Raw genomic sequence first — 16324 nt, forward strand, 5'->3', positions numbered from 1 at the left:
TGTGTTCTGGACCACAGGACGCCCGTAGGCAACTTTTCCCCCAACTGCCGCCCAACACAAGGCCACCGGGCAGCCACAATTGGGGGCGGATTGTCCGGCCGGATCGGTGCCGGCGCCCGTCGGGTCAGGCGTGCCAGCTCGACCAGCGCCGCACCGTGACCGCGATGACCGGGCCATCCAACGAAACGGATTGGTACTGCGGGTATTTGGCGCGCAGCAGCCGCAAGCCGTTCTCCATCGCCTCGCCGTCGACATGAATGGCGGCGAGACCGTCGGCGCGGACCCACCACAACCGCGCCCAGTCGTCGGCATAGTGGTCGACGAGCAGGCTGACCTGTGGGTTGCGTTCGATGTTGCCCAGGCGCCGCAGCAGTCGCGTCGTCTTGGGTTTCGCGTCGACGGCCGTGTAGACCACGTCGTGTTCGGCGAGGCCGGACTCGCCGACGGCGAAGACCACCGGCACCAGGTGCGGCGCGCCGTCGGGCGTGGCGGTGGCCAGGCGGGCTATCGGCGACTCTGAGAATCTGGCCTTCGGGTCGAATTCGCCCACTGCCCTAGATTAGGGCCGCCGCGCTAGGTTAACCGCATGCTGGCCGAGACCCAGATCGCCAACCTGCTGTACCGCTACGCCGAGTGCATCGACGCCGGGGACCTGGCCGGAGCGGCCGAGCTCTTCCGACACGCGCGTATCCGCATCGGCGGCTCGGACGCCGAACCGGACACCGTCGACGCGGCCCGGCTGCTGGGGATTTGGAAATCGCTGATCGTGCTCCACCCGGACGGGACGCCGCGAACCAAGCACGTGACGACCAATCCGATCATCGAGATCGATGAACAGGCCGGCACCGCGAGCTGCCGCAGTTACTACACGGTGCTCCAGCAGACCGACGAGCTGCCGCTGCAGACCATCGTCACCGGCCGCTATCACGACCGATTCGAACGCGTGGACGACCGGTGGCGGTTTTGCTACCGCGATCTGACGCTCATCGACATGGTCGGCGACGTCAGGCACCACCTGGCCCATCCCATCGCGCCCGCCCAAGGGGCCTGACCACTGTTGTGAATAGCAATCTGCATTACGGTTATACACATCGAGTCGTGTTACCCAGACCGGGAGGCTGGGCCAAATTCTGGTTCTTACTGCGTCGCAGGAGGTGACGGTATGAGCAAATGGCACCACCGCTCAGTCTGGTGGTCGTGGTCGGTCAGCGTGCTGGCCGCGGTGGGGCTGGGCCTGGGCATGACGGCGGTGCCGGCGTCCGCGTCGCCCGCTCACGACGCGCCCCTGGCGCCACTGGACCCCTCGGGCATCGTCGGCAGGGTCGGGCCCCAGGTCGTCGACATCAGCACCAAGTTCGGCTACAACAACGCCGTCGGAGCGGGAACCGGCATCGTCATCGATCCGGGCGGTGTCATCCTGACCAACAACCACGTGATCTCGGGCGCCACCGACATCAGCGCGTTCGCCGTCGGCAACGGCCAGACCTACGCCGTCGACGTCATCGGCTACGACCGGACCGCCGACGTTGCGGTCCTGCAGCTGCGTGGCGGGGGTGGCCTGCCCGCCGCCAACATCGGCGGCGGCGCCACGGTCGGCGAGCCGGTCGTCGCCTTGGGCAACGCCGGTGGTCAGGGCGGGACGCCGAGCGCGGTGGCCGGCAAGGTCGTCGCCCTCAACCAGAGCGTCTCCGCGACCGACACCCTGACCGGGGCGGAGGAGAACCTGGGCGGGTTGATCCAGGCCGACGCTGCGATCAGGCCCGGCGACTCGGGCGGCCCCATGGTCAACGAGGCCGGCCAGGTGATCGGCATGAACACCGCGGCCACCGACAGCTACAAGATGTCGGGCGGTCAGGGTTTCGCCATTCCGATCGGCACGGCGCTGGGGGTCGCCGGACAGATCCGGTCCGGCGCCGGATCGAACACGGTGCACATCGGCCCGACGGCCTTCCTGGGCCTGGGCGTGACCGACAACGGCGGCAACGGCGCCCGGGTCGAACGCGTGGTCGGCAGCGGTCCGGCGGCGGCGGCCGGGATCTCGGCCGGCGACGTCATCACCGGGGTCGACAACACCCCGATCACCGGGGCCACTTCGATGACGGACGTGCTCGTCCCGCATCACCCCGGCGACACCATCACCCTGCACTGGCGCGCCAAGGGTGACGGAGATCGCAGCGGACCCGTGACGCTGGCGGACGGGCCGCCGGCCTGATGCCGCGCGGATAATGCCCGCCTCCGGTCGGATTCGCTTGCGGCACATCGCGATTGGTCGTCTGTTTGCGGTCGTGATTCCCGATGCGCCCTGTCGGGTACCCGTGGCATCGTGGAATTGATGAACGACGCAAGAGACGCAGTCGAGCACGATCCCGCGGGGGGCAGTCACGTCGAGGGCGGCGTGGTCGAGCATCCGAACGCCGAGGATTTCGAGAATGCGGTGGCGCTGCCCGCCGACCCGACCTGGTTCAAGCACGCGGTCTTCTATGAGGTGCTGGTCCGGGCGTTCTTCGACGCCAACGCCGACGGGTCGGGTGACCTGCGGGGGTTGATGGAACGCCTGGACTACCTGCAGTGGCTCGGTATCGATTGCATCTGGCTGCCCCCTTTTTACGACTCCCCGCTGCGTGACGGCGGCTACGACATCCGGGACTTCTACAAGGTGCTGCCCGAGTTCGGGACGGTGGACGACTTCGTCGCGTTGCTGGACGCCGCCCACGAGCGGGGAATCCGGGTGATCACCGACCTGGTGATGAACCACACCTCCGAGTCGCACCCGTGGTTTCAGGAGTCCCGGCACGATCCCGACGGGCCGTACGGCGACTACTACGTGTGGAGCGACACCAGCGAGAAGTACACCGACGCCCGCATCATCTTCGTCGACACCGAGGAATCGAACTGGACCTTCGACCCGGTCCGCCGCCAGTTCTACTGGCACCGGTTCTTTTCCCACCAGCCCGACCTGAACTACGAGAACCCGGCCGTTCAGGAGGCGATGATCGACGTCATTCGCTTCTGGCTGGGGCTGGGGATCGACGGGTTTCGCCTGGACGCGGTGCCCTACCTGTTCGAGCGTGAGGGCACCAACTGCGAGAACCTGCCCGAGACACACTCGTTCCTCAAGCGCGTCCGCAAGGTCGTCGACGACGAGTTCCCCGGAAGGGTGCTGCTGGCCGAGGCCAACCAGTGGCCCGGCGATGTCGTGGAGTACTTCGGGGACGCCAGCACCGGCGGCGACGAGTGCCACATGGCGTTCCACTTCCCGCTGATGCCGCGCATCTTCATGGCGGTCCGCCGCGAATCGCGGTTCCCGATCTCGGAGATCCTGGCGCAGACGCCGGAGATCCCGGACCTGGCGCAATGGGGGATCTTCCTGCGCAATCACGACGAGCTGACGCTGGAGATGGTCACCGACGAAGAGCGCGACTACATGTACGCGGAGTACGCGAAGGATCCGCGGATGAAGGCCAACGTCGGCATCCGCCGCCGCCTGGCGCCCCTGCTGGACAACGACCGCAATCAAATCGAGCTGTTCACCGCGCTGCTGATGTCGCTGCCCGGCTCGCCGGTCCTCTACTACGGTGACGAGATCGGCATGGGCGACGTGATCTGGTTGGGGGACCGCGACGGGGTGCGGACCCCGATGCAGTGGACACCGGACCGCAACGCCGGATTCTCCAAGGCCAATCCGGGCCGGCTGTACCTGCCACCCAGCCAGGACTCGGTGTACGGGTATCAGGCCGTCAACGTGGAGGCGCAGCGTGACACCTCGACGTCCCTGCTCAACTTCACCCGGGTCATGCTGGCGGTGCGGGGCCGGCACAAAGCTTTTGCGATCGGACGATTTGAGGAACTGGGCGGGTCGAACCCGTCGGTCCTGGCGTTCGTGCGGCACGCGGCCGAGGACGGGGACACCGTGCTGTGCGTCAACAACCTGTCCCGGTTCCCCCAGCCGATTGAGCTGAACCTCCAGCAATGGAGCGGCTGCACACCGGTGGAGCTGACCGGTCACGTGGAGTTCCCACGCGTCGGACACCTGCCCTACCTGCTGACACTGCCGGGACACGGGTTCTACTGGTTCCAGTTGACCGGATGCGAAGAGGAGCCGCGCGCATGACCCACCCAGCCAAGCTGCCCTGGTCTGAGTGGCTTCCGCAGCAACGGTGGTACGCCGGACGCAACCGCGAGCTGTCGGGCGCCGAGCCCGGCGTCATCGTGCCGCTGCGCGAGGACCTCGATTTGGTCCTCGTCGACGCCCGCTACACCGACGGCTCGTCGGAGCGCTACCAGGTGATCGTGCGGTGGGACTCCGCGCCGGTGTCCGAGTACAGCACCGTCGCCACCATCGGCGCCGCCGACGACCGCACCGGGTTCGACGCGCTGTACGACGACGACGCGCCGCGGTTTCTGCTCTCGCTCATCGACTCGGCGGCCGTGCGCGGCTCGGACGGCGACCAGGTGACGTTTGCCAAGGAGCCGGGCGTCGAGCTGCCGTTGGACGCGCTGCCGCACGTCTCCGACGCCGAGCAGAGCAACACCAGCGTGATCTTCGACCGGGACGCCATGTTCAAGGTCTTTCGGCGGGTCAGCAGCGGCATCAACCCCGACATCGAACTGAACCGGGCGCTCGCCCGCGCCGGCAATCCGCACGTGGCCCGGTTGCTCGGCACCTACGAGATGGCCCCGCCGGGCGGGGAGCCGTGGCCCCTGGGCATGGTGACCGAATTCGCGTCCAATGCCGCCGAGGGCTGGGCCATGGCCACCGCCAGCGTGCGCGACCTGTTCGCGGAGGGCGACCTGTACGCCCACGAGGTCGGCGGCGACTTCGCCGCGGAATCCAACCGGCTCGGCGAAGCCGTGGCCTCCGTACACGCCACCCTGGCGGAGTGCCTCGGCACCGCCGACGCCACGTTCCCGGTCGACACCGTGCTGGCCCGGCTGTCGTCGACGGTCGCGAAGGTGCCCGAACTCGAGGAGTACGCGGCGACGATCGAGGAGCGATTCCAAAAGCTGGCCGGCGAGACGATCACCATGCAGCGGGTACACGGTGACCTGCACCTGGGGCAGGTGCTGCGGACACCGGAGAGCTGGCTGCTGATCGACTTCGAAGGCGAACCGGGGCAGCCGCTCGACGAGCGGCGCGCGCCGGATTCGCCGTTGCGCGACGTGGCCGGTGTGTTGCGCTCCTTCGAGTACGCCGCCTACGGGCCGCTGATCGACCAGGGCGCCGACAAGCAGTTGGCCGCCCGCGCCCGCGAATGGGTCGAGCGCAACTGCGCCGCGTTCTGTGACGGCTACGCGGCGGTGTCCGGCACCGACCCGCGCGATTCGGCGCAGCTGTTGGCCGCCTACGAGCTCGACAAGGCGGTGTACGAGGCCGGCTACGAGGCGCGGCACCGGCCGGGTTGGCTGCCGATCCCGCTGCGGTCCATCACCCGGCTGACGGCCGCCTAGATGCGGCTGCGCCGACGGGCCGTGTCTGACAACATGTCCCGCGTGGGGAAAGAGGTCTTCAACAGCGAGGCGAGGTTGTCGTGGGTGCTGGCCGGGCTGGCCGGCGTGCTGGGAGCGACGGCGTTCACCCACTCGGCCGGATATTTCGTCACGTTCATGACCGGCAATGCGCAGCGTGGTGCGCTCGGGTTTTTCCGCGGCGACGTCGTGCTCTCGGTGTCCGCGGCGCTGCTGATCGTGTGCTTCGTCGCCGGCGTGGTGATCGCGTCGGTGTGCCGCAGGCATTTCTGGGTCGCGCATCCGCACGGCCCCACCGTGCTCACGACCTTCAGCCTGCTGGCCGCCACCGTGGTGGACCTGCTCGACGAGGGATGGGAAGAAAACCTTCTCGATTTCGCCCCAATCATGTTGGTCGCCTTCGCTATCGGCGCGCTGAACACGTCGTTCGTCAAGGACGGCGAGGTGTCCGTTCCGCTCAGCTACGTGACGGGCACGCTGGTCAAGATGGGCCAGGGCATCGAACGCCACATCGCCGGCGGTAGCGCGGCGGACTGGCTCGGCTACTTCCTGCTATTCAGCAGCTTCGTCTTGGGCGCCGTGGTGGGCGGCTGCATCAGCCTGGTCGTCAACGGCACCTGGATGCTGGTGGTCGCCACGTCCGTGTGCGCGTTGACGACCGGGTACACGTACTTCCATTCCGACCGGCGCGCGCTGCTGAACGACAAGTCGGACCAAAAGCATGGGCAGCAGCGCTGACCGGTGCGCTGCTGCCCATGCCGTCTTGGGGCTCAGGCGGCTGGTTGTGCTGGCTGTGCCGGCTGAGCGGTGGTGTTGATGCTGTTGAGCACCTGGATGATGTCGGGCTTCATGGCAACCAACTGCTGGTTCCAGTACGGCCACGAGTGCGTCCCGTTGGCCGGGAAGTTGAACACCCCGTTGCGTCCGCCCGCGGCCACGTAGTTGTTCTGGAAGGTTTCGTTGGTGCGCAGCGTGAGGCCCTCCAGGAACTTCGCCGGCATGTTGTCGCCACCGAGGTCGCTGGGGGTGCCGTTACCGCAGTAGACCCAGACCCGTGTGTTGTTCGCGACCAACCGCGGAATCTGGACCATCGGGTCGTTGCGCTTCCACGCCGGGTCGCTGGACGGACCCCACATGCTGTTGGCGTTGTAGCCACCGGAGTCGTTCATCGCCAAACCGATCAGGGTCGGCCACCAGCCCTCGGACGGGTTGAGGAAGCCGGATAGCGAAGCGGCATAAGGGAATTGCTGCGGATAGTAGGCGGCCATGATCATTGCCGAACCACCCGACATCGACAGGCCCACGGCGGCGTTGCCGAACGGCGACACCTGCTTGTTGGCCTGCAGCCAGCCGGGCATTTCCTGGGTAAGGAACGTCTCCCACTTGTAGGTGTAGTTCTGCCCGTTGCCGGACGACGGCTGATACCAGTTGCTGTAGAAGCTGGACTGGCCGCCGACCGGCATGATCACCGACAGGCCGGACTGGTAGAACTCCTCGAAGGCCGGGGTGTTGATGTCCCAACCGTTGTAATCGTCCTGCGCCCGCAGACCGTCGAGCAAGTAGACCGCGTGCGCTCCGCCGGGCTGGAACTGCACCTTGATGTTGCGGCCCATCGACGGCGATGGCACCTGCAGGTATTCCACCGGGAGTCCCGGTTTCGAGAACGCGCCCGCGGTAGCCGCACCGCCGGCGGCGCCGACCAGACCCGACAACAGGGCAGCCCCCACAGCAGCGATGGCCAGCCGGCGCGGCATCCTCGCCGCCGCGCCACGCACCTTCCGCACCTCTTCGAAGAACGACATAGCTCTCTACCCATCCCAACTTTCATCTGCCGCGTGACGCGGTCGAATCTGTTCGCCTGCGCAGTGAAACACAGGGGGAGGGCGTAATTCGTCTGTCGTGGCCGCAGTGGCAGATCGCGGTTGGTTAACGATTGGGAGTCGGCCGGGAATCGTCACATTCCGGTCACGACTGGATCTCGAAGCTGTTCCAGTGCAACGGCCTACGCGACGAGCCGGCGCAAAAGCGTTGATGCCGTGGCGATTCCGATCAAGGCGGCCCCCACCAGCACGATGAAGTCGGCCGGGTTGAACGGGGTGCCGATCAACAACGCCCGCAGCGCGTCCACCTCGTAGCTGAGCGGGTTGACCTTGCTCAGCGCCCGAAGCCACGCGGGCATCACGTCGACGGGGTAGAGCGCGTTGGACGCGAAGAACAACGGCATCGTGATGGCCTGGCCGATTCCCATCAGGCGATCGCGGCTGAGAACCAGGCCGGCCAGCGTCATCGACAGGCAGGCGAAGAACGCCGCGCCGAGCATGACGACGGCCATCGCCGCCAGGATCCGCAGCGGGTTGACGGTCAGGCCGACGTTCATCAAGTACGCCAGCGCCAGCACGCCGACGACCTGGGCGACCGAGCGCACACCGGCCGCGAACGCCTTCCCGGTGATCAGCGCCGACGCTGGCGCCGGCGTCACCATCAGCTTGGCCAGCACGCCGGCGTCCCGGTCCCAAATGATCTGTATGCCATAGAAGATCGAGATGAACAGCGCCGACTGCGCGATGATCCCGGGCGCCAGGAAGGCGAGATAGGACACCGACCCGGTGTGGATGACGTGCAACTTGGAAAACGTCGTGCCGAAGATCAGCAGCCACAGTGCCGGTTGCACCATCCGGGTGACGAGCTCGGTCCGGTCGTGCCGCAGCTTCTGCAGTTCGACGATCGCGAACGCACCGACCCGCGCCAGCGTCGCCTGGACCCGCTGCCACCCGCGTGGGGCGCGAACCAGGGTGGCCGCCGGGGCGGTGGGGACGATGCGGGCACTGTCAACTGGCACGGCTGGCAACCTTTCTGCTGGAACGGATCTCGCGGAAGGAGCCGGGCGATTCCGTCCGGTTGGACAGGTCCTCTGCCGCATAGTGGCGGAACACGTCCTCGAGCGAGGCGCCGGGCGACACGGTCGATTTGAGCTTGGCGGGCGTGCCCACGGCCCGCAATCGACCGCGGTGCATCAGCGCGACCCGGTCACACAGCGCGTCGGCCTCTTCCATGTAGTGGGTGGTGAGCAGGACCGTCATGCCGAACTGGGCCTGCATGCTGCGCACCTGCTGCCAGACACCATCCCGGGCGATCGGATCCAGCCCGACCGTCGGCTCGTCGAGCACCAGCAGCGACGGGCGGTTCACCAGCGCCTGCGCCACTTCCAGGCGGCGCACCATGCCGCCGGAGTAGGCGCCCGCGCGCCGGTCGGCCACGTCGAGCAGCTCCATGGCGCCCAGCGCCTGTTCCACCCGCTCGGCCCGGCGGGCGCGCGGCACCCCGTACAGGCGCGCGAACCACAGCACGTTCTGCCGCCCGGTCAACGCCGGCTCGACGGAAAGCTGTTGCGGCACATAGCCGATGTTGCTGCGGATGTCGATGGTCTGGTCACGGGCGTCCATGCCGAAAATGCGCAACTCGCCCCGCTGCACCGGCGTCAACGTGGTGAGCATGCGGACCAGCGTCGTCTTTCCGGCGCCGTTGGGCCCCAGCAGGCCCATGGTCTCGCCCGGCCGCACCTGCAACGTCACGTCGTCGACCGCGGTGAATTGGCCGTACCGGTAGGTCAGGTTCCGGCAGTCGATCGCCATTGGCAGTCGTTCGGTCATGATCGCCGCTCCTGCAGTCGTCGTGTCATTGTGTCGAGAACCTCCAATCCCTTTGTCAGGGAATCGATCTGATCGTCATCGAGTTCGCCGAGCACCTCGGAAACCAGCGCCCGGCGCGCCGCCCGGGACGCGTCGACGAGCTGCTGGGTGGGCTCGGCGAGCCGCAGCTGGCCGACGCGGCGGTCCGACTCGCCGACGGTCCGGATCAGCAAGCCGTTGCCGGCCAGCTTGGACACCAAGGTGGATGCGGTGTTGGGCACCAGGCCGAGCTCCGCCGCGGCGGCGCTGACCGAGATCCCCGGTCGCCGTCCGACCAGCCACAACAGCTCCGCCTGGGCCTCGGACAGCCGCGCCGAATCCAGCCCGCGACCGGTCGACCGGCGAAGTTGCCGACGAAACCTGCCCACGACGCCGAACAGCTCGGCGACCACATCGGTGCTGGAAGTTATTGCCCCCATATACCTCTGTTTACGAGCTAAATGTGGGTGTGAGCTGTGTGTGGGCTAGATCCCAGCTACTTTTCGAGCGAATGCAGGACCACGTCGGTCAACTCGCCCTTGTCGACGGCGGCCGTCATGTAGCTGCAGGACGGTTGCCGACGGCGATCCGTCGGCGATCCCGGATTGAGCAGGCGCAAGCCGGTGTTTGTCGTCGTATCCCACGGAATGTGGCTATGGCCGAATACCAGCACGTCGCGGTCGGGGTACAGCCGCGACATGCGCGCGTCCCGGCCGGTCGCGGCGCCGGTCTCGTGGACGACGGTCAGGCGCAGCCCGTTCAGCGTCACGTCGGCGCGTTCGGGCAGCCGCGCGCGCAACGCCGGCCCGTCGTTGTTTCCCCAGCACGCGACCAGCCGCGCGGCCCTGGCTTCCAGGGCGTCGAGCAATTCGGTCGATACCCAGTCGCCGGCGTGCACCACCACATCCGCCCTCGCGACCTCATCCCATACCTGGGCGGGCAGGTCGCGGGCGCGCCGCGGCACGTGCGTATCGGCAATCAGCAGCAGCCTCACGCCGCCATCTTGCGCTACCGCTAGCCGTCCTGACTGCGGGCCTCGGCGCCCGTCTCGCCGGCGTCGAAAGTGTCGTCGGAACCCGCCGCGCCCACGTATGATCCGTCGTCGTCTCCTTCGGACGCCCGCGAGCGAGCTTCGTGCGCTTCGGGTTCTACGTCTTCCTCGGCTCGGTGGCCTTTGTTTTCCGGCATGGGACTCAGGTTTTCCCGCGCGGCGTTGCGCGAAACGGCCATGATCGGCTCCGATAGGGTGCATGCGGGCATCGTCAGCATCCCGAGGAGAACCAATGCGTACCTTCGATTCAGTGGCCGACCTCGCCGCCGCGGCGGGCGAGACGATCGGGCAGAGCGACTGGGTGACCATCACCCAGGAAGACGTCAACATGTTCGCCGACGCGACCGGCGATCACCAGTGGATCCACGTCGACCCGGAGCGGGCGGCGGCCGGCCCGTTCGGCAAGACCATCGCCCACGGTTTCATGACCCTGTCGCTGCTGCCGCGGTTGCAGCACCAGATGTACACCGTCAACGGCATCAAGCTGGCAATCAACTACGGCCTCAACAAGGTTCGCTTCCCAGCCCCGGTGCCGGTCGGCTCGCGGGTGCGTGCCCAGAGCTCGTTGGTCAGCGTCGACGACCTCGGTGACGGCGCCGCGCAGGCGACCGTGTCGACCACCGTCGAGATCGAGGGTTCGCCCAAGCCGGCGTGCGTGGCCGAAAGCATCGTTCGCTACATCTCCTGAATGCTCGGCGCTAGAACTCGGCGATCGAATGTTCCAGGCGCTCGGCCAGTCTGGCCTCGGCCTCGGCCCGCCGGGTCGGTATGTGCGCCGACGGGAAAGGCGTTGTCACGGGCTGGTATTCGCGCAGCGTCCGCCGTGCCACCGTCATCTTGTGCAGCTCGGTGGCGCCGTCGGCGATGCCCAGCGACTCGGCCGCCACCATCATCTTGACGAACGGCATCTCGTCGGAGACGCCGAGCGCGCCGTGCAGATGCATGGCGCGTTGCGCCACGTCGTGCAGCACCTGCGGCATGGCGACCTTGACCGCCGCGATGTCGCGGCGCACCTTCTGGTAGTCGTGGTGCTTGTCGATCAACCACGCGGTGCGGAGCACCAGCAGCCGGAACTGCTCGATCTGGATCCAGCTGTCGGCGATCTTCTCCTGGGTCATCTGGAAGTCGGACAGATGGCCGTGCCGCGTCTTGCGTGACACCGCCCGCTCGCACATCATGTCGAATGCCTTGCGCGCCAACGCGATCGTGCGCATCGCGTGGTGGATGCGACCGCCGCCGAGTCGGGTTTGCGCGATCATGAACGCCTGGCCCTCGCCGCCCAGCACATGGTCGGCCGGCACCCGCACGTCGTGGTAGCGGACATAGCCGTGCGAGCCGTGCTTTCCGGACTCGCCTCCGACCCCGACGTTGCGGATGATCTCGATGCCCGGCGTCTCGCCCGGAACGATGAACAGCGACATCTTGTCGTAGGTGCGAGCGTCGGGTTTGGTGACCGCCATCACGATGAAAAATGACGCGTGCTTGGCGTTGCTGGAAAACCACTTCTCGCCGTTGATGACCCAGTCGTCGCCGTCGCGGGTCGCGCCCGTCACGAACATGCCGGGATCCGAACCGCCCTGCGGTTCGGTCATCGAATAGCACGAGGTGATCTCGCCGTCGAGCAACGGCTGCAGGTAGCGCGCCTTCTGTTCGTCGGTGCCGAACAGCGCGAGGATCTCGGCGTTGCCCGAGTCGGGCGCCTGGCAGCCGAAGACCGACGGCGCCCACCGGGAGCGCCCGAGGATCTCGTTGAGCAGCGCCAGCTTGACCTGACCGAAGCCCTGGCCGCCGAGCTCGGGGCGCAGATGCGCGGCCCACAACCCCTGGTCCTTCACCTGCTGCTGCAGCGGCCGCAGGATCGCCATCATCTCGGCGTTCTTCTTGTCATACGGGTCGAGCGCCACCAGATCGAGCGGTTCCAGCTCGTCGACCATGAACTTTTCGACCCAGTCCAGCTTCGCCTGGTATTCGGGGTCCGTTTCGAAGTCCCACATCCTGGCCAACCGTTCCCCGGCGCGGCGTCGCACCGGACTCGTTGATAAGCCACCCCATCCTAGATCGGGGCGGTGGGGGATCAGTGGTCGCCGCGGGTGTCGATGACACGCTGCGCGATGTCGACGAGCTTCTCCTGGCTCTCCTGGGAGAGCGCCCGCAGCATCTCGAAGGCTCGCACGTCGTCCACGCCGTAGCGTTCCATGATCATGCCCTTGGCCTGACCGATGCGGTCTCGGCTCGACAGCGCCGATTCCATCTGTTCGCCGTGGCGCCCGGCCATGATGGCGGCGGCCGCGTGCGCGGCGAACACCGATCCGATGGTCTCGGCGTCGGTGTCCCACACGCCGGCGCGGTAGCTGAACAGGTTCAGCGCGCCGGCCGTGCGGTCGGCGGTGTAGAGCTTGAACGAGAGGCTGCTGAGCACACCCAGCCGCACCGCCGCCGGCGCGTATCGAGGCCACCGCGGCTCGTTGCGGAGGTCGTCGGTCCGCACGATCGTCTGCTTGAGAGCGGCTTCGGCGCAGGGCCCTTCGCCGAAGTCGTGCTGCAGTTTGTCGAGCTGTCCGGCCACCTCGGCAGTGTCGGCCAGCGACTCAAAGTCGCCGCCCCGTTTCACGAGCAGCACACCCGCGACGTCGGCGCCCGGTATCAGCTCGACGGCTGCGGCGGTCACATCGGCGAGTACCTGTTCGAGCGCGCGCGGCGCGGAAATCGCACGGGCGAGCTCGGCCATCCGTAGGGCCAGCGCGTGGTTGGAGGTTGGGTGTGAAAGGTCCATGGTGTTCGCTTGCGGCTTGTTCGCAGCCCTTCGGATACCCACCGTCGCGTGAAATTACCCGGGCCGCTTTTCACCGCAGCTTGGGCAGCACGTTGCCGCGGTAAAAGTTGATCGCGGTGACCGGGTCGTCCTGGGGGAAGTGCAGGAAGGGGATCGCTCCGGCGTCGAGAACCTTCTGCACGGCGTCGACATGGGGCGTGGGATCGGAGCCGACCGCCCAATTCGCGAGCACCTTGTCGATGGGATTGGACTGCGCGGCACGTTGGATGTCAACGGGATTGGGCTGGTCGACGGCGCCGGCGGTAAAGCGCCACAGGGTGGCGGCGCGGGCGGCCACGTCGTTGTTACCGACGACCGCGAAAAGTTCGGCGCGCTTTCCCAAATCGGCGGCGTCCCGCCCGGCGGCCCGCGCCCCCGCGCCGAATGCGGCGAGCAACTTCGGGTTGGTCACGTCGTGAGCCTGGGTGATCCAGCCGTCGCCGTACTGCCCGGCCAGCTTTGCGCTCTTGGGCCCGCCGGCCGCGACGAAAATCGGCGGCGGAGTCGCGGGCGTGTCGTAGAGCCGCAACGCGTTCGTCTGAAAGTAGCGGCCGGAGAAGGAGATTCGCGAACCGCTCCACAGCTGGCGGATCAGGCCGATCGCCTCGACCAGTCGGTCATGACGCTCGGCGTAATTGCCGAACGCGTTCGTGCTGGCCTGTTCGTTGAGCCGTTCGCCGGTGCCCAATCCCAGAAAGACCCGCCCCGGATTGAGGATCGCCAAGGATGCGAACGCGTGGGCCACGGTGGCCGGGTGATAGCGATAGGTCGGGCAGGTCACCCCGCTGCCAAACGAGATGCGGCTGGTGGCGCTGCCGACCAGGGCCAGGGTCAGCCACGGAAACATCGAATGGCCCTCGTCGTCCTGCCACGGCTGGATGTGATCGCTGGCCCACACGTACTGAAAGCCTGCTTGCTCGGCCGCCCGGGCGTGCGCGACCAGCTGGTCGGTGCGGAACTGCTCGTGCGAGAGCACGACCCCGACGCCCTTACCCGCCGCAGGCGGCGGACCGGTCGGTTTGCCGCGGTCGGACGGCGGCGTGCCGCAGCCCTGCGGCAGTCCGACCGCGCCGAGCACGCCCGCGCCGGCGGCCATCCGCCCGAGCGTCCGCCGCGAGATGCCGGTCACCGGCCCCGCATACCCGTCACGCGGCCCGTCACACGCACTAACGTGGCGTGGGTGGCCCCAGAGGCGCGCCCGGCGCGCAAAGCCGACATCCGCGAGCTGTCACGCACGCTGGCCCGGGCGTTCTACGACGACCCGGTCACCACGTGGATGCTGCCCGACGACAATGCGCGGCCGGCGCAGCTGGTCCGGCTGTTCGCGACGATGACCCGCCGCCACCATCTGGCCCGAGGCGGCGTGGAGGTGGCCGACGACGGGCCGGGCGTCGGCGGCGCGGCCCTTTGGGATCCGCCGAATCGGTGGCAGCACTCGCGCTCAGAAGAGCTGGCGATGCTGCCGAACTTCATCCGGGTGTTCGGCCTGCGTTCGGCGAGGGCGCGCACGGTGCAGGAACTCATGAAGCAGGAACATCCCGAGGAACCGCACTGGTACCTGGCGGTGATCGGGAGCGACCCGACGGTTCGCGGCCAGGGTTACGGCCAGGCCCTGATGCGGTCCCGCCTGGATCGCTGCGATGCCGAATATTGCCCGGCGTATCTCGAGTCGAGCAAGCCCGAAAACGTGCCTTATTACGAACGTTTCGGGTTCGGCGTCACCCGCGAGATCAAGTTCCCCGACGGCGGCCCCACGCTGTGGGCGATGTGGCGGGACCCGCGGTAGAACTGTGCCTACGAAATCGGCACGTTCGTCGGCCCACTGGCGATGTATTGGTACTGCGGGCAGTACGCGGTAATGGCCGACGTGGTGAAGAAAGCGCTGTCGGCGATGGACCAGTTGGTGTTGTCCGCGACCCCGGAAACGACATCGTTCATCGGTTCGCCCGGGTTGGCGGCGAGTTGGTCGCAAACGTAAGCCCTGGCCACGCGGATCGCGTTGTCGACGGTGCCGTACTGGATGCCGTTGCCGTCCAAAGCTTGCAGGAATGAGTCGTCGGCGACGTCCGCCAGGGCGGCCGGCGCAAACACGATCCCGCCGATAGCGGCCCCAGCGACCAGTGCTGTGAAAGGAGATGCGTGGAAAAACATGGGCCGAGCCTTTCTTGCTCGGTGAAGTTGCCCGGGACGATCGCAGCGTATGCGCCTGCTGGTTTCGCCATGTCGGGAATGGCGAAAGTTTAATCGCCGGGGGCCGGGGCAACCGATCTGCATGGCTAACGACAACGGCGACTTCCCGGCGGAAGGCGGTCCGGGCGACACCCTCAACCCGAGCGAAAGCACCGACTCCGATGAGCTGCGCAACGATGACGGCGACATCGTCGTCGACCCACCCGAGGGCTGGAGCGAAGCCGACCGCTTCGGGTTGACCGCGCGCGAGGAGCGGGAAGGCGAATCCCTCGATGACCGGCTGGCCGAGGAGGAGCCGGATGTATCCGACCAGACGCTCGACGCGACCGATGACGGCGGCCCCCGGCGCGCCCACCGCGGCCAGATCGACGGCACGCCCGAAGACGGCGACTCGCTCTACGAGGTGGTCGACGAATAGTTAGTGCTCGGTTGTTCACTCCGGCGACGGAGTGACCGGCGCTACGGAGCGCTTCGCCAGCCGGCGATGCCGATGGTGATCAGCCGCAGCTGCTTGACGGCGAGCCGCCGGATGTCTTCTATGGCCTCGGTGGTCTGCGCGTCCTCGATCGCCTCGGCGATGACGATCATCGAGTTCACGAACAGCGTCGCCAGGACGTTGAGGTCCTCGGTGCTCCACGCGTTGAGCCCGGTGAAACGGGCCAAGTCGGTGGCCAGTTCGGAGGTGATCAGCCGCAGCTCGGTGCGGATGGCGTAGCGCAGCACGGTGACCCCGCCCGAGCGTTCCCGATAGATGAATCGCCAGTGCTCGCGGCGATCGGTGATGCTGGCGATGACGGTCTCGACCGACGACTCGATCACTCGGTTCGGGTCCAACCGGCCGGCCCGCGCGCCGCGCAGGGTGTCGCGCAGGGTGCGAAACGATTCGTCGATCAGCACCAGCCCGAGGGCCTCCATCGACTCGAAGTGCCGGTAGAAGGCCGCGGGCACGATCCCGACCTCACGGGTCACCTCGCGCAGGCTCAGGCTGGAAAAGCTGCGGTCCTGCAGCAGCTTGAGGGCCGCGGCGATGATGGCGCGGCGGGTGGCCTCCTTGCGCTCCTCGCGCGACGGGTTCTCGCGTGGCCGCTCTCGGCCCGACCGATGCGGGCGTGAGCTAGGAGTACGGCTGTTCACTAT

The 16324-nt window shown here is 67.4% G+C and carries 20 protein-coding genes; 8 read left to right on the forward strand and 12 right to left on the reverse strand.

Annotated elements, in window-relative coordinates; genetic code table 11:
• Positions 1–124: 124 nt before the first annotated feature.
• A complete protein-coding gene (locus tag A5655_RS02045) occupies positions 125–550 on the reverse strand; it encodes a TIGR03668 family PPOX class F420-dependent oxidoreductase (protein ID WP_067005004.1) in 426 nt (141 codons plus the stop codon).
• A 36-nt stretch (positions 551–586) separates the two neighbouring features.
• Here A5655_RS02045 and A5655_RS02050 point away from each other — a divergent pair, with 36 nt between their 5' ends.
• From A5655_RS02050 to A5655_RS02070, 5 genes are all read left to right on the forward strand, one after another.
• Positions 587–1051 carry a nuclear transport factor 2 family protein gene (locus tag A5655_RS02050; RefSeq protein ID WP_067005006.1) on the forward strand — a complete coding sequence of 155 codons (465 nt, stop codon included), beginning with the start codon at positions 587–589 and terminating at the stop codon, positions 1049–1051.
• Positions 1052–1162: 111 nt separating this feature from the next.
• Positions 1163–2212: a S1C family serine protease gene (locus A5655_RS02055; protein WP_067005008.1), complete on the forward strand. Its 1050-nt coding sequence runs from the start codon at positions 1163–1165 to the stop codon at positions 2210–2212.
• 120 nt (positions 2213–2332) lie between these two features.
• On the forward strand, positions 2333–4111 hold the full coding sequence (treS, locus tag A5655_RS02060) for a maltose alpha-D-glucosyltransferase (RefSeq protein WP_067005010.1): 1779 nt from the start codon (positions 2333–2335) through the stop codon (positions 4109–4111).
• Positions 4108–5448, forward strand: a complete 1341-nt coding sequence (locus tag A5655_RS02065) for a phosphotransferase (protein WP_067005013.1) — start codon at positions 4108–4110, stop codon at positions 5446–5448. The genes treS and A5655_RS02065 overlap by 4 nt, the downstream gene beginning before the upstream one ends.
• A gap of 33 nt (positions 5449–5481) precedes the next feature.
• Positions 5482–6204: a YoaK family protein gene (locus A5655_RS02070; RefSeq protein WP_067005293.1), complete on the forward strand. Its 723-nt coding sequence runs from the start codon at positions 5482–5484 to the stop codon at positions 6202–6204.
• A gap of 32 nt (positions 6205–6236) precedes the next feature.
• Here A5655_RS02070 and ag85C read toward each other — a convergent pair whose 3' ends face one another.
• The 6 genes from ag85C to A5655_RS02100 all read right to left on the reverse strand — a co-directional run bounded on the left by ag85C (position 6237) and on the right by A5655_RS02100 (position 10364).
• Complete coding sequence (gene ag85C, locus A5655_RS02075) at positions 6237–7268, reverse strand: diacylglycerol acyltransferase/mycolyltransferase Ag85C (protein ID WP_067005015.1); 1032 nt, start codon at positions 7266–7268, stop codon at positions 6237–6239.
• Between the two features lie 200 nt (positions 7269–7468).
• On the reverse strand, positions 7469–8305 hold the full coding sequence (locus A5655_RS02080) for an ABC transporter permease (RefSeq protein ID WP_369807141.1): 837 nt from the start codon (positions 8303–8305) through the stop codon (positions 7469–7471).
• Positions 8295–9116: an ATP-binding cassette domain-containing protein gene (locus A5655_RS02085; RefSeq protein ID WP_067005017.1), complete on the reverse strand. Its 822-nt coding sequence runs from the start codon at positions 9114–9116 to the stop codon at positions 8295–8297. The genes A5655_RS02080 and A5655_RS02085 overlap by 11 nt, the downstream gene beginning before the upstream one ends.
• Complete coding sequence (locus A5655_RS02090; RefSeq protein ID WP_067005019.1) at positions 9113–9574, reverse strand: MarR family winged helix-turn-helix transcriptional regulator; 462 nt, start codon at positions 9572–9574, stop codon at positions 9113–9115. The genes A5655_RS02085 and A5655_RS02090 overlap by 4 nt, the downstream gene beginning before the upstream one ends.
• Positions 9575–9630: 56 nt before the next feature.
• On the reverse strand, positions 9631–10128 hold the full coding sequence (locus tag A5655_RS02095; protein WP_067005021.1) for a metallophosphoesterase: 498 nt from the start codon (positions 10126–10128) through the stop codon (positions 9631–9633).
• A gap of 20 nt (positions 10129–10148) precedes the next feature.
• Entirely contained in the window at positions 10149–10364 is a 216-nt protein-coding gene (locus tag A5655_RS02100; protein ID WP_156764654.1) for a hypothetical protein, read from the reverse strand.
• Positions 10365–10417: 53 nt separating this feature from the next.
• Here A5655_RS02100 and A5655_RS02105 point away from each other — a divergent pair, with 53 nt between their 5' ends.
• Positions 10418–10873, forward strand: a complete 456-nt coding sequence (locus A5655_RS02105) for a MaoC family dehydratase (RefSeq protein WP_067005025.1) — start codon at positions 10418–10420, stop codon at positions 10871–10873.
• 10 nt (positions 10874–10883) lie between these two features.
• Here the strand turns inward: A5655_RS02105 and A5655_RS02110 are convergent, their stop codons facing one another.
• From A5655_RS02110 to A5655_RS02120, 3 genes are all read right to left on the reverse strand, one after another.
• A complete protein-coding gene (locus A5655_RS02110) occupies positions 10884–12179 on the reverse strand; it encodes an acyl-CoA dehydrogenase family protein (protein ID WP_067005027.1) in 1296 nt (431 codons plus the stop codon).
• A gap of 80 nt (positions 12180–12259) precedes the next feature.
• Positions 12260–12958, reverse strand: coding sequence for a GAF and ANTAR domain-containing protein (locus A5655_RS02115; protein WP_067005029.1), 699 nt, complete (start codon positions 12956–12958; stop codon positions 12260–12262).
• Positions 12959–13028: 70 nt separating this feature from the next.
• Positions 13029–14126: a F420-dependent hydroxymycolic acid dehydrogenase gene (locus tag A5655_RS02120; RefSeq protein ID WP_067005032.1), complete on the reverse strand. Its 1098-nt coding sequence runs from the start codon at positions 14124–14126 to the stop codon at positions 13029–13031.
• 51 nt (positions 14127–14177) lie between these two features.
• On the opposite strand from A5655_RS02120, the gene A5655_RS02125 reads away from it, so the two are divergent.
• Entirely contained in the window at positions 14178–14783 is a 606-nt protein-coding gene (locus tag A5655_RS02125; protein ID WP_067005297.1) for a GNAT family N-acetyltransferase, read from the forward strand.
• A gap of 8 nt (positions 14784–14791) precedes the next feature.
• On the opposite strand, the gene A5655_RS28155 is transcribed toward A5655_RS02125, so the two are convergent.
• Positions 14792–15088 (reverse strand): DUF732 domain-containing protein, encoded by a 297-nt coding sequence (locus A5655_RS28155; RefSeq protein WP_197508568.1) that lies wholly within the window; start codon positions 15086–15088, stop codon positions 14792–14794.
• Between the two features lie 181 nt (positions 15089–15269).
• Here A5655_RS28155 and A5655_RS02135 point away from each other — a divergent pair, with 181 nt between their 5' ends.
• Positions 15270–15605, forward strand: a complete 336-nt coding sequence (locus A5655_RS02135) for a hypothetical protein (RefSeq protein WP_067005034.1) — start codon at positions 15270–15272, stop codon at positions 15603–15605.
• A gap of 41 nt (positions 15606–15646) precedes the next feature.
• Here A5655_RS02135 and A5655_RS02140 read toward each other — a convergent pair whose 3' ends face one another.
• On the reverse strand, positions 15647–16321 hold the full coding sequence (locus tag A5655_RS02140) for a TetR family transcriptional regulator (protein ID WP_067005036.1): 675 nt from the start codon (positions 16319–16321) through the stop codon (positions 15647–15649).
• Positions 16322–16324: the final 3 nt, after the last annotated feature.

It is taken from the genome of Mycobacterium sp. 1081908.1, from assembly GCF_001673535.1.
In the GTDB taxonomy this organism is placed as follows: Bacteria; Actinomycetota; Actinomycetes; order Mycobacteriales; family Mycobacteriaceae; genus Mycobacterium.